We start from the raw sequence: 12,686 nt of genomic DNA, 5'->3' as shown, positions 1-12,686 counted from the left end.
CCCGGGCCGCCGGCCCGCTCGACCGGGCGTCCGGTCAGAGCACCTCGACCGTGGCGCCGGCCGGCCGCCGGCGGCAGTCCAGGACGTACCGGGCGTGCGTGGTCACGGCCGGGAGGTCGAACTCCGGGTGCTCGGTGAGCAGGACGACCGCGTCCGCCGCGGCCAGTTCCCCGGGTGTCGCCGCCACCCGGGGGACGGCCCCGGACGGGCCTGCGTCCGGCTGCTGCCCGGCCGCCGGCCGACGGGGGAGCACCGGCTCCGGCAGGCCCGGCCCGGCCACCGCGTACGGGTCGCCTGCCGCGTACGGCTCGCCTGCCGCGCAGGGGTCGTCCGCCGCATACGGGTCGTCCGCCGCGTACGGGTCGGTCACCGCGTCCGGGTCGGCCGCCCGGACCTCGGCGCCCGCCCGGGTGAGCAGCTCGACGATCCGGGCGACCGGCGTCACCCCGGCGTCCCCGGCGCTCCCCCCGTCCGCCGCGCCGAACAGCAGGATGCGCGCGCCCCGCACCGGCCGCCCCCGCTCCGCCAGTGCCGCGGTGAGCCGGCGCACCACGTAGTCGGGCATCCGGCCGTTCACCTCGTTGGCCAGCTCCACCAGGCGGAAGGACTGGCCGAGCGCCCGTTCCGCCCGCCAGGGCAGGAAACCGGGGTCGATCGGCAGGCAGGGCCCGCCCGCCCCGGGCCCCGGGGTGGGGCGCAGGTGGCCGAAGGGCCTGGTGGCGGCCGCGTCGATCGCCTCCCGGAGGTCCAGCCCCAGGTCGTGGGCGAACATCGCCAGCTCGTTGACCAGCGCGGTGTTCACCTGCCGAAAGCCGCACTCCAGCAGTTGGGTGAGCTCCGCCTGGCAGCAGGAGGAGACCGGGACGGTCCGCTCCACCAGCCGGCGGTAGAAGGCGTCGACCGCGGCCAGCGCCGCCGGACCGAGGCCCGACACCACCTTCGGGGTGTTCTCCAGCCGCCGGGCGGGATCGCCCTGGTCGATCCGGCCGGGGCTGCAGCCGAGGTGGAAGTCCCGGCCGGCGGTCAGCCCGGAGCCCTCCTCCAGCAGCGGGGCAAGCAGTTCCTCGGTCGTCCCGGGGTAGCTGGTCGACTCCAGCACCACTGTCGCGCCCGGGCGCAGGTGCCGGGCCAGCAGGCGCGCGGACGACTCGACCAGCGAGAGGTCGGGGGCCCCGTCGCGCAGCGGGACCGGCACGGTGATCAGCGCGACCTCGAAGCCCTCGACGTCGGCCGGGTCCGTCGACGGCCGGTAGGCGCCGCTCTCCAGCAGCGGTCGCAGCCGGGCGGCCGGGACGTCCTCGACGCAGGACCCGCCCGCGGTCAGCCGCTTGATCCGGCCCTCGTCCACGTCGTACCCGACGACCCGGTGCCCCACCTCGGCCGCGCGGACCGCCAGTGGCAGTCCCACCCGGCCCTGGCCTGCGACGACCACCCGCACGGCGGACCACCCCCTCCCTCGCGGGCCGCCGTCCCGGCGGCCCCGGCGCGGCCCCACCGCGTCCTGGACATCAGGGTAGGGAGCGGGCCAGGACCGCGTGGGCTTTCCGGTGTTCGCGCGGGAGCGGCCAGCACGTGCGGGGCAGTCCCGCAGCAGGGCGACGGGGCGACAGCTCAGCGGGGCGACCGGGCGGCGGGGCCCCGGAACGCGAAGAGGCCGAGACCCGTGGCGCCCTCCAGGAAAGGGCGCCACGGTTCCCGGCGCTTGGGCGGGCGCCCCCACCCAGGGTCGCCCGGCCGCGCAGTCCGACCCCCATCGGGCTGCGTCCGTGTCCGCTGCAGCCATCCCCCACGGTTGGGTGCGGCGGGCACATTCACCATGCTGCGCGATCTCCATGGACGGCCAGTGACAGGAGTATGTCCACTTCGTGGCATTCATTCGCGGTGTCCGCCCGCATGCGTACGGGATGTTCATCCACGGCATTCCGGGCCGCACCGGACGCGGCACGACCGGTGCGCCGCGTCAGCGTCCGCGCCGCGGCGTAGGCTGGACACCCCCGGCCGCTCGGCGCGCCGGGCCGTTCGCGTTGCCCCGCCGGACCTCCGGCGCCCGGGCACTCCAGCTACGGGACGAAGAAGAGACTCCACATGAGCCTGACCGGACTGCTCGATGTCGTCGCGCGGGACGCCGCCCTCGCCGAGGCCATCGAGGCCGCCACCGCCACCGGCGCCTCGGCGGGCGCCCGCCAGCACCTCGACCTGGTCGGCCCGCCCGCCGCCCGGCCGTTCGCCGTCGCCGCCCTGGCCAGGGCGCTGGCCTCGCGGGCCGACGGGGAACGCGGCCGCCCGGTGCTGGCGGTGACCGCGACCGGCCGGGAGGCCGAGGACCTCGCCGCCTCGCTGCGCTCGCTGCTGCCCGCCGACGCCGTGGCCGAGTTCCCCGCTTGGGAGACGCTGCCGCACGAGCGCCTCTCGCCGCGATCGGACACCGTCGGCCGCCGGCTCGCGGTGCTGCGCCGGATCGTCCACCCGCGCGCGGACGATCCGGCGGCCGGGCCGGTCCAGGTGATCGTGGCACCCGTCCGCTCGGTGCTGCAGCCGCAGGTGAAGGGCCTGGCCGAGCTGGAGCCGGTGGCGCTGCTGCGGGGGCAGACGCACGACCTGGGGACGATCGCCCGGGGGCTCGCGGCCGCCGCCTACTCCCGGGTCGAACTGGTCGAGAAGCGCGGTGAGTTCGCCGTCCGCGGCGGCATCCTGGACGTCTTCCCGCCGACCGAGGAGCACCCGCTGCGGGTGGAGTTCTGGGGCGACGAGGTGGAGGAGATCCGCTACTTCAAGGTCGCCGACCAGCGCTCCCTGGAGATCGCCGAGCACGGCCTGTGGGCGCCGCCCTGCCGGGAGCTGCTGCTGACCGACGCGGTGCGGGCCCGGGCCGCCGAACTGGCCGAGGCGCATCCGGAGCTGCGCGAGATCCTCGACAAGATCGCTCAGGGCATCGCGGTCGAGGGCATGGAGTCGCTGGCACCCGTGCTGGTCGACGACATGGAGCTGCTGCTGGACGTCCTGCCGGCCGGCAGCGTCACCGTGGTCTGCGACCCGGAGCGGGTCCGGACCAGGGCCGCCGACCTGGTGGCGACCAGTCAGGAGTTCCTGCACGCCTCCTGGGTGGCCGCCGCCTCCGGCGGGGACCGCCCGATCGACGTCGAGGCGATCGACGTGTCGGCCGCCTCGCTCTGGTCGCTGGCCGACGTCCGCGAGCACGCGGCCGGCATCGGCCTGCCCTGGTGGTCGGTCAGCCCGTTCGCCACCAGCGACTCCTCGGTCGGCTCGGTGCTGGCCCGCGGCGGAGCCGCTGATGAGTACAGCGACACGAACACGCTGACCCTCGGCATGCACGCCGTGGAGGCCTACCGGGGCGACACCGCCCGCGCGATCGCCGACGCCAAGGAGCGGCTGGCCGCCGACTGGCGGGTCGTCATGGTGACCGAGGGCCACGGCCCGGCCTCCCGGCTCGCCGAGGTGCTCGGCAACGAGGGCATCCCGGCCCGCCTGGTCGCCGACCTCGCCGAGGCGCCGACCCGGGACGTCGTGTACGTCTCCTGCGGCTCGATCGAGCACGGCTTCGTCGACGAGACGCTGAAGCTCACCGTCATCACCGAGACCGACCTGTCCGGCCAGAAGTCCTCCACCAAGGACATGCGCCGGATGCCCTCGCGGCGCCGCAACGCCATCGACCCGCTGGCGCTGGCCGCCGGCGACTACGTCGTCCACGAGGCGCACGGCGTCGGCAAGTACGTCGAGATGGTGCAGCGCACCGTCCAGGGCGCGACCCGCGAGTACCTGGTGCTGGAGTACGCCCCCGCCAAGCGCGGCCACCCCGGCGACCGGCTGTTCGTGCCGACCGACCAGCTCGACCAGGTCACCAAGTACGTCGGCGGCGAGGCCCCCACCCTGCACCGGCTCGGCGGCGCGGACTGGGCGAAGACCAAGCAGAAGGCCAAGAAGGCCGTCCGCGAGATCGCCGGCGACCTGATCAAGCTCTACTCGGCGCGGATGGCGGCGCCCGGCCACACCTTCGGCCCGGACACCCCCTGGCAGCGCGAGCTGGAGGACGCCTTCCCGTACGCGGAGACGCCCGACCAGCTGACCACCATCGCCGAGGTCAAGTCGGACATGGAGAAGTCCGTCCCGATGGACCGGCTGATCTGCGGCGACGTCGGCTACGGCAAGACCGAGATCGCGGTGCGGGCCGCCTTCAAGGCCGTCCAGGACGGCAAGCAGGTGGCGGTGCTGGTGCCCACCACGCTGCTGGTCCAGCAGCACTTCTCGACCTTCGCCGAGCGCTACGCGAACTTCCCCGTCACGGTGAAGGCACTGTCGCGGTTCCAGAGCGACTCCGAGGCGAAGGCCGTCCTGGAGGGCCTGTTCGCGGGCTCGGTGGACGTCGTCATCGGCACCCACCGGCTGTTCTCCTCCGAGACCAGGTTCAAGGACCTCGGCCTGGTGATCGTCGACGAGGAGCAGCGCTTCGGTGTGGAGCACAAGGAGCAGCTGAAGAAGCTGCGCGCCAACGTGGACGTGCTGACCATGTCGGCCACCCCGATCCCGCGCACCCTGGAGATGGCCGTCACCGGCATCCGGGAGATGTCCACCATCACCACCCCGCCGGAGGAGCGCCACCCGGTGCTGACCTTCGTCGGCCCGTACGACGAGAAGCAGATCTCGGCCGCCGTCCGGCGTGAACTCCTGCGCGAGGGCCAGGTGTTCTACATCCACAACCGGGTCGAGTCGATCGACAAGGCGGCCGCCCGGCTGAAGGAGCTCGTGCCCGAGGCGCGGATCGCCACCGCCCACGGGCAGATGGGGGAGAACCTGCTGGAGAAGGTCGTCGTCGACTTCTGGGAGAAGGAATTCGACGTCCTGGTGGCCACCACCATCGTCGAGTCCGGCATCGACATCTCCAACGCCAACACCCTGATCGTCGAGCGCGGCGACACCTTCGGCCTCTCCCAGCTGCACCAGCTGCGCGGCCGGGTCGGCCGTGGCCGCGAGCGCGGCTACGCCTACATGCTGTACCCGCCGGAGAAGCCGCTCACCGAGACCGCCCACGAGCGGCTCGCCACCATCGCCCAGCACACCGAGATGGGCGCCGGCATGTACGTCGCCATGAAGGACCTGGAGATCCGCGGCGCCGGCAACCTGCTCGGCGGCGAGCAGTCCGGCCACATCGCCGGGGTCGGCTTCGACCTCTACATGCGGATGGTCGGTGAGGCCGTCGCCGAGTTCCGCGAGTCGCTGGCCAACGGCGGCGCGGCGCCGGAGGAGGAGCCGCTCGACGTCAAGATCGAGCTGCCCGTCGACGCCCACGTCCCGCACGACTACGCCCCCGGCGAGCGGCTGCGCCTGCAGGCCTACCGCTCGATCGCGGCGGTCAACTCCGAGGACGACATCGTCCACGTCCGCGAGGAACTCACCGACCGCTACGGCAAGTTGCCGGAGGCCGTGGAGAACCTGCTGCTGGTCGCCGCGCTGCGGCTGTACGCGCGGCGCTGCGGCATCAGCGACATCACCCTGCAGGGCGCCAACGTCCGCTTCGGCCCGGTCGACCTGCGCGAGTCCCAGGAGTTGCGCCTCAATCGGCTCTACCCGCGCAGCCAGGTGAAGGCCACCGCCCAGCAGATCCTGGTACCCCGCCCGTCCACCGGCCGGATCGGCGGCAAGCCGCTGGTCGGCCGCGAACTCCTCACCTGGTGCAGCGAGTTCCTGTCCGCCATGTTCGACGACCTGGCGGGAAGCAAGCGCTGACCACCACGCCCACGGGCCCGCCCCTCCGCCGTGTGCGGGGAGGGGCGGGCCCGTGGGGGTTCCGGGGTGCGGGAGCGGGGTCGTCGCTCCTGGATCACGGGCGGGCCCATGCCGAGGCAGGGGGAATCCGCGGCGGGTTGGTGATCACCAGGGGACGACGCCGTCGTCCTCGAAGAAGGAACCGGTCGGGCCGCCGTCGGGGAGGGTGGCGAGCCGGATCGGGGTGGCCGCCCCCTGTGCGGGGGTGCGGGGTCCGTGGAAGCCGGTGAAGTCGGTCGCGACCAGGCCCGGGCAGGCGGCGTTGATGAGGATGCCGGTACCGGCGAACTGTCGGGCGTACTGCAGGGTGAGGGCGTTGAGAAAGGACTTCGACGGTGCGTAGGCCGCCATGACGGGGCCGACCTCGATGTCCGGGTCCGCCTGTCGGGTCAGGGAGCCGACGCTGCTGGAGACGTTGACGATGCGGGGGGAGGCGGAGCGCCGCAGCAGTGGCAGCATCGCGTTGGTGACCCGGACGACGCCGATGACGTTGGTGTCCACGACGGTGCGGACCACGTCCAGGTCGAGCGTGGTCGGCTCCTGCAGCCATCCCGGGCCCATCTCGCCCGGGATGCCGGCGTTGTTGACCAGGGCGTCCAGGCGTCCGGCCAGTCGTTCGACCAGTTCCGCGGCGGCGGTGACGCTGCGGTCGTCGGTCACGTCCAGCGGTACCCCGAACGCGTCCACGCCGGCGGCGCGCAGTTTGGCGACTGCGGCTTCGCGTCGGGTCGCGTCGCGGGCTCCCACCCCGACGCGGTAGCCGAGGCTGCCCAGTCCGGCCGCGATCTCGTAGCCGATGCCCTTGTTCGCGCCGGTCACCAGCGCGATGTTTGTTTCGCTCATGCCGATGATGTTGGCCCGTGGGCGGGTGGTGCGGCCAACACCGTTACGGTGCCCTGTCATACCCCACGGGTATCACCGCGTATGCTGCGGCCGTGGACACCCTGGAGACCCGCGAGTTGAGGTACTTCGTCGCTGTGGCCGAGGAGTTGCACTTCGGGCGCGCCGCCGAGTGCCTCGGCATGGCCCAGCCGCCGCTGTCGCGGGCGATCCAGCAGCTCGAACGACGCCTGGGGGTCAGTCTGCTGGAGCGCAACCGCCGTGGTGTCCGCCTGACCGGTGCCGGGGAGATGCTGTTGCGGGAGGGCCGGGCGGCTCTCGACGCGGCCGCTGCCGCCGTCCGCCGCACCCGGCGCGCCGGGGGTGCCGGGGGTGCCGACAGTCCTGGCGGCCCCCGAGGTCGGCTGGTCCTCGCGGTGAAGGCCGCCGCGTCCCACGACCTGCTGCGGAAGCTCCTCGACGCCTACGCGGCCGAGCCCGACAGCGCCGAGATCGAGGTACTCCCGTGCGGCCTCTGCGAGCAGGAGGAGCTGCTGCGCGACGGACGCGCCGATGTCGCGCTCATGCACACCCCGTGGAACTCCCTCACCGGGTTCGACAGCGAGGCGCTGGAGGCCGAGGGGCAGGTCGCCCTCCTGCCTGCCGGGCACCCCCTCGCCGCCCGCGAGACCTTGTCCCTGGCCGAAGTCAGGGACATCCCCGGTCTGCCGCTCGCCCGCTGGCCCACCCGCGGCACCTACGCACCCGGCCCCGGCCCCGAGATCCAGAACCAGACGCAACTGGCCCAGCTGATCGCCCTCGGACGCACCGTGGCGGTCGTCCCCGAATCCGCCCGCTCCTGGCTGTGGGCCGAGCACGCGGCCGTTCCCTTGGCCGACGCACCTTCCGTCGTGACCCACATCGCCTGGCCCGCGCACAGCCGCTCCCTCGCGCTGGCCGGCCTGGTCCGTACGGCCGCACGGCTATGGCCGGGGCAGAACGCGGAACAGTGAGAATCTCGGTGGGGCATCGACCAAAGCCTTGCGCGCTCTGCAGGCCCTGGCGGGGCAACGGGGAGGGGCCTGGGGGTCAGTCGACGAGGTGGTCGAACTCGCCGGCCTTGACGCCGAGGATGAAGGCGCGGAGCTTGGCGGGGGTGGTGGTGACGACGACGGCGGGGTCGTCGCTCTCGCGGAGCAGGATTCGGCCGTCGGTGGCGGCCAGTTCTATGCACTCGGTGCCGTCCCCGTTGCCGGAGAAGCTCGACTTCTGCCAGTTGGCCTGCTCATGCATCTCGTGTTCCCTTCAGAGATCCTTGATGACACGGGAGATGAAGTCGCGTGTCTCCGTGGGCCCGAGCGAGGAACTCTCCACCTTGGAATAGAGGCTGCGGTATCTCTTGAGTTGCGCCTCCGCGTCCAAGAACACGCCCTTCAGAGGGGTGTCGAGGTGCACTGTGTCCAACTGGGGCACGGGTCCGGTCAAGTAATACATGGGCCAACTGGTACCGGCGAAATCATTGGCGGCAAAGGGGATGACACGGATCTCAACGGCTGGCCGCTCGGACATGGCCAGCAGGAAGGTCAGCTGTTCGCGAGTCGTTGACGTCCCACCCACCCTCATGCGCAGTGCGGCCTCGTGGATTACGGCACGTACTGAGGGGGCTGGACAGCGGTCCAGCATCACGCGTCGTTGCACCCGGTAGGCGACCTTGGCCTCCAGGTCGGCGGGCGGCAGCTCCGGGACGGTGTAGCCGAACACCGCTCGCGCATGGGCTTCCGTCTGCATGATGCCGGGGATGTCCGCGATCCTGACCGTGCGTACGGCCTGGGCGTGATACTCGGCCTCGGCCAGATCGAGGAAGCCGCGGGAGAGGACATCCCGGTATTCCTCCCACCAGCCGCGAACCCGTTCCGTCGCCATGTTCACGAGTGCGTCGATCAGTGCGGCGTCGTCCGATCCGCAGTGGGCGGCGAACCGGCGGATCCGTGCCTCGCTGACGCTGGCCCGTCCGGCCTCGAAGTGGGACGCCTTCGCCTGGTCCACGCCCAGTAGTTGGCCTGCTTCGCGGGTTGTCAGGCCGGCCCGCTCGCGCAGCTTCCGCAGTTCGGCGCCAAGCCGTTCCTGCCGGGCGGTGGGGGTGTTTCTCAGGGGCATGGGTGCCCTCCTCCGTGCTCGCCCAAGTCTGTCGCGGGCCCAGTCATGGGTCCACACACGTTCGGGTGACATTCGTGATGGCGCTTGTAGGGAGTCATAAATGACCCCTACTTTGAGTATCGCATCGACCGCCCAGCGTGACGGCCGTAAGTCGGAAGTGCATCGCCCCGGCCTGCCCGGGGGCGCCAACGCCACCGCCCGACGTCATGTCACCATCCCTGTACGGAGGCCCCCTTATGACGATTGACGTTGCCTCGGACCGCCCCGAACCGTTCTGGTTCCCCCACTCCTGCACGATCCTGCTGCCGGCCGCCGCGATCGCGCCCAAGATCTGCCGGGACTTCGTCACGACCGTGCTGGACCTGATCGGGTTCGGGTACCTCGCCGAGCGGGCCGCGCTGTGCACCTCGGAGCTGGTCACCAATGCCCATCGGTACGCGGGCGGGCTGGTCCATCTCCAGTTCACGGCCGACCGGACGCGGGTCCGGGTCTCGGTCTACGACAGCAGTCCGGAGCGCCCGAGGCTCCGCCTCGCCACGGACGACCAGCTCGGCGGGCGGGGGCTCGGGCTGGTCGACGCACTGGCCGACAACTGGGGGGTCACCGACTCGCGTCCGGGCTTGCCCGACAAAGGGGTCTGGTTCGAGCTGCACACCTTGCGCGCGGTGGCGTAGCCGGGGCGGCCGGCCGGGGTCGGGGGGACTCGGGTCGGCCCGTGCGGGGTGTGTCGGACCCCGGTGCGAGACTTCCGCCCATGAACTTCGCCGATCTCGGTCTCGACCAGTGGCGGTCGTACGACCTCCCCACCGCGCGCCGCCTCGCCCGGCAGGTGGCGGACCGCGCGGGCGGGCGGGTGAGTGCGCTGGAGACCGTCGAGCATCTCGGTGCCCCGCTGCACCGGGTGCGGATCGAGCGGGACGGGCAGGAGTTCGCCCTGGTGCCCGGCGGCACGGTCGCGCTCGGGTTCGACCTCGACGCCTGGCGGCCGACACCCGGGCAGGTGGCCGACTACCAGGACAGCCTGGAGCAGGGCTTCGGCTACGGCGCCGACCTGCGGGCCCATCTCGCCCAACTGCTCTCGCCACGCCGGAGGGCCACCGTGGCCACCGTGCTGATGGCCGTGGAGGACGAGAACCTGACCGAGTCGCCCGTGGACATGCCCGCCGTGCTCGCGAAGCGCGGACTGCGGATGCCGACCTCCGACGAGTGGGAGCACGCCTGCGGCGCCGGCGCGGGCACGCTGTTCCGGTGGGGGGACGAATGCCCGCTCGACCGCACCCCCTACGAGGACGCCTCGGGGCCCCAGCAGGGGCTGAACGCCTTCGGCCTGCACATCGGGTACGACGTCTACCGGACGGAACTGACCAGTGACGTCACCGCCGTCCATGGCGGGGACGGCGGTGAGTCGGTGTGCGGCGGCTACGGCTGCCTGCTGGCCTGGCTGCCGTTGGCCACCGCCAACCGCAACCCGTTCATGGCCGAGTTCGTCCACGGCCCGGACGGCGAGGGGATCTGCGAGGACTTCTCCACCCGCCCGGTGTTCGCTCTCTGAAGCCGGTGTCACCGAACGGGAAGGGGGAGGGCGGTTGAGCGGCCGGCTGCGGTTCCGGTTCGAGCTGCGGGCACTGGCGGACGTCGGCCCTTGGGGCGGCGAGCGGAACCCCGATCTGCACTGGTTCGCGCTGACCCAGGGCTGCTACTGGATCGAGTTGGGCGGCCAGGAGCTGCTGCGGTACTCGGAGCGGACCCTGCGGCGGTGGCGCGACGAGGCGGGCGGCGACGTCCGCCCGTACGCCGACTACTTCGTGGTCCGGATCTGGGAGGACGTGCTGGAGATCCTGGCGGACGTGCTGGAGCCGGTGCCGCCGGACCTGGTCACCTTCGTGTCGAGCGATCTCGCCGGCCATCCGCTCTGGGACGAGGACGACCTCACCCACGAGGCCGAGGCGGCCTCCGACTGGCACGGGCGCCGGTCGATGTACATGGGCCCGCTGGTCAACGCCCCGCAGATGCGCTGGTGGCGGACGGTCGACGACGATGGCGACCGGATCACCGTCAGCTGGTCGCACGAGCCCGGCCACCGGATCGAGTTCGCGGCCTCGCCGGCCGGTCGTCTCGTCCTGCCGACCGGCGACTACCTGGCCGCCGTCGCCGAGTTGGACGGCGCGCTCCTGGCGGCGATGGAGCAGCGCGTCGCGGCGCTGGAGGCCTCCGGCCCGCCGTCCGGCGTGGAACTGGACCTGGAGCATCTCCGCCACGAGCACCGGGACCGGGCCGCCTGGCTGGAGCGGGCCCGTGCCCGTACCCCTGCCACCGACTGGCCCGCGGTGCGGGCCGGGGCCCGGGAGTTCCTCGCGGCCGGGCCGGCCCTCCCGCCGGCGGAGGCCTGACGGTTGGGCCTGCCGAAGTCGGTGCGCCGGGTGTCCCCGCCCGTGACGGCCGGTCGGCGGATCCTCCCCCGGCCGGCGCCCGGCCGGCGCCCGGCCGGTCGCTTGCGTCACTCCGGCGCAGGCCCAGGAGTCTCATCGCCATCCGGTTGCGCCTCCGGTTGCGCAGCCGGGCGCTTGATCTGCTTCGCGGCGACGATGGCCAGATGGACGTCGTTGGCAGCGGTGATGAGTCCGGTGAAGAGGTTCCGCATCGCGGTTTCGGTTTCGGTGACCCAGGCGCTGAATTCGCGTTGGGTCTTGTTGCTCGATCCCAACTCCGTGGCCTTGTTGCTCTGGGCGGTGGTGTCCTTGATGGTTCCGATGAGTCCGGCATCGAGCCCGCGAAGTGCCGTGTCGGTCCAGGTGCGGTTCGCGCAACCGCGGACCGCGGCGGTCACCGAACCGCAGAAATCCGAGTAGGACTGGGAGTTGGCGTCGCCGTCCGGGCCCTTGGCGCCGCCTGTCATGGCGGAGCGGAACCTGGTGTTGTCGCGGAGGCGACCGGCGGCGGTGGTCAACCCGGCCAGGGCGGCCAGTGATTGATCTGCCGTCTGCCTGGCCGTAGTGGCGGCCGCATGGGCTGCTGGGGTACTGGAGTACGAGTCCAGGTGATCGAACTCGCGGTCGAGAAGTGCTACGAGCGCCTCCCGCAGTCTGTCGACAAGGGCGTTGAGCGCGTTGAAGATGTGCTCGCCCTGCTTGGAGGCCGCCCCTCCGGTCGAGCTGCCTTCGCCGTTGTTCCTGACCCGTTGGAGAGTTCCGGATGCGCCCGACCGTTGGAGCGGCGCCCCTTCCGTTTCCGCGCGCTGAGCCGGGGCCGCGTCCGACATCGCCCGGGTGGCGTTCGCCTCGGCCTCGCGCTCGAAGCGGTCGGTGGGGTCGCTGACGCGCAGGCCGGAGCCGTTGTCGCTGCCGGCCACCGGCCCCTGGCGTTGCTGGATCACGTGGGTCAGCTCGTGGGCCAGGGTGTGGGAGTCGCCGCCCCCGTCCCCGATGACGATGTGGTTGCCGGATGTGTAGGCCCGGGCGCCGACCTCGGCGGCGGACGCCCGGGCGGCGCTGTCGGTGTGCACGCGTACGTCGGAGAAGTCGGCGCCGAGCCGGGACTCCATCTCCTGCCGCCGGGGTGCGGCCAGGGCCTGGCCAGGCGTACCCAGCACCTCGTGCACGGCGGAGCGCTGGAGCGAGGGCTGCTCCGCCTGGTCGTGGCCGCAGCCGGACCCGTGCTGGTGCTGGGCCCGCTGGACGAGCAGGCCCACCGCGCGGTTACCGACGCTGCGTTGGAGGGCGAGGGCCGCCGGCCCGGTCAGCGGGCCCGGTTCGGTCCGGGTGGGGGCCGGGGCTGCGGGGCGCACCGGTGCGGGGCTCCGCCGCGGCTCGGGACTCTTCCCGTGGTCGGGGGTGTGCATGGCGGGCTGAGGCCCCTCTCTGGTGGGACTGGGGGGACCTTCCACAGGTACACGCTGCCGCGGCCGGCCGGGAACGGCCGGGTGGGCAGCG

At 72.6% G+C, this 12,686-nt stretch carries 10 protein-coding genes; 5 read left to right on the top strand and 5 right to left on the bottom strand.

Annotated features, from left to right (window positions below):
• Positions 1 to 34 precede the first annotated feature (34 nt).
• Entirely contained in the window at positions 35 to 1,438 is a 1,404-nt protein-coding gene (locus OG689_RS17665) for a nucleotide sugar dehydrogenase (RefSeq protein ID WP_266321495.1), read from the bottom strand.
• 647 nt (positions 1,439 to 2,085) lie between these two features.
• On the opposite strand from OG689_RS17665, the gene mfd reads away from it, so the two are divergent.
• Entirely contained in the window at positions 2,086 to 5,742 is a 3,657-nt protein-coding gene (mfd, locus tag OG689_RS17660) for a transcription-repair coupling factor (protein ID WP_266321494.1), read from the top strand.
• A 144-nt stretch (positions 5,743 to 5,886) separates the two neighbouring features.
• Here the strand turns inward: mfd and OG689_RS17655 are convergent, their stop codons facing one another.
• On the bottom strand, positions 5,887 to 6,624 hold the full coding sequence (locus OG689_RS17655; RefSeq protein WP_266321492.1) for an SDR family oxidoreductase: 738 nt from the start codon (positions 6,622 to 6,624) through the stop codon (positions 5,887 to 5,889).
• Between the two features lie 92 nt (positions 6,625 to 6,716).
• Here OG689_RS17655 and OG689_RS17650 point away from each other — a divergent pair, with 92 nt between their 5' ends.
• Complete coding sequence (locus OG689_RS17650; protein WP_266321491.1) at positions 6,717 to 7,613, top strand: LysR family transcriptional regulator; 897 nt, start codon at positions 6,717 to 6,719, stop codon at positions 7,611 to 7,613.
• 76 nt (positions 7,614 to 7,689) lie between these two features.
• Here the strand turns inward: OG689_RS17650 and OG689_RS17645 are convergent, their stop codons facing one another.
• A complete protein-coding gene (locus OG689_RS17645; RefSeq protein ID WP_266321490.1) occupies positions 7,690 to 7,893 on the bottom strand; it encodes a DUF397 domain-containing protein in 204 nt (67 codons plus the stop codon).
• Positions 7,894 to 7,905: 12 nt separating this feature from the next.
• Complete coding sequence (locus OG689_RS17640; RefSeq protein ID WP_266321488.1) at positions 7,906 to 8,757, bottom strand: helix-turn-helix transcriptional regulator; 852 nt, start codon at positions 8,755 to 8,757, stop codon at positions 7,906 to 7,908.
• 236 nt (positions 8,758 to 8,993) lie between these two features.
• On the opposite strand from OG689_RS17640, the gene OG689_RS17635 reads away from it, so the two are divergent.
• From OG689_RS17635 to OG689_RS17625, 3 genes are all read left to right on the top strand, one after another.
• Positions 8,994 to 9,431: an ATP-binding protein gene (locus tag OG689_RS17635; protein ID WP_266321486.1), complete on the top strand. Its 438-nt coding sequence runs from the start codon at positions 8,994 to 8,996 to the stop codon at positions 9,429 to 9,431.
• Positions 9,432 to 9,511: 80 nt separating this feature from the next.
• Entirely contained in the window at positions 9,512 to 10,309 is a 798-nt protein-coding gene (locus OG689_RS17630; RefSeq protein ID WP_266321485.1) for a hypothetical protein, read from the top strand.
• Between the two features lie 34 nt (positions 10,310 to 10,343).
• A complete protein-coding gene (locus OG689_RS17625; protein ID WP_266321483.1) occupies positions 10,344 to 11,147 on the top strand; it encodes a DUF5984 family protein in 804 nt (267 codons plus the stop codon).
• Positions 11,148 to 11,254: 107 nt separating this feature from the next.
• On the opposite strand, the gene OG689_RS17620 is transcribed toward OG689_RS17625, so the two are convergent.
• The gene (locus OG689_RS17620) at positions 11,255 to 12,595 is read right to left on the bottom strand and encodes a DUF4157 domain-containing protein (RefSeq protein ID WP_266321482.1); all 1,341 of its coding nucleotides are present in this window, start codon (positions 12,593 to 12,595) and stop codon (positions 11,255 to 11,257) included.
• Positions 12,596 to 12,686 lie beyond the last annotated feature (91 nt).

It is taken from the genome of Kitasatospora sp. NBC_00240, assembly GCF_026342405.1.
Lineage (GTDB): Bacteria > Actinomycetota > Actinomycetes > Streptomycetales > Streptomycetaceae > Kitasatospora.
Note: the sequence above shows the minus strand (reverse complement) of the source record. Positions and strands in the feature narration are given on the sequence as shown.

Excerpts from the sequence above, each read along its gene's own strand:
- OG689_RS17620 (WP_266321482.1), bottom strand. The coding sequence starts at position 12,595 with ATGCACACCCCCGACCACGGGAAGAGTCCCGAGCCGCGGCGGAGCCCC.
- OG689_RS17630 (WP_266321485.1), top strand. The coding sequence starts at position 9,512 with ATGAACTTCGCCGATCTCGGTCTCGACCAGTGGCGGTCGTACGACCTC.
- OG689_RS17655 (WP_266321492.1), bottom strand. The coding sequence starts at position 6,624 with ATGAGCGAAACAAACATCGCGCTGGTGACCGGCGCGAACAAGGGCATC.
- OG689_RS17645 (WP_266321490.1), bottom strand. The coding sequence starts at position 7,893 with ATGCATGAGCAGGCCAACTGGCAGAAGTCGAGCTTCTCCGGCAACGGG.
- OG689_RS17635 (WP_266321486.1), top strand. The coding sequence starts at position 8,994 with ATGACGATTGACGTTGCCTCGGACCGCCCCGAACCGTTCTGGTTCCCC.
- mfd (WP_266321494.1), top strand. The coding sequence starts at position 2,086 with ATGAGCCTGACCGGACTGCTCGATGTCGTCGCGCGGGACGCCGCCCTC.
- OG689_RS17640 (WP_266321488.1), bottom strand. The coding sequence starts at position 8,757 with ATGCCCCTGAGAAACACCCCCACCGCCCGGCAGGAACGGCTTGGCGCC.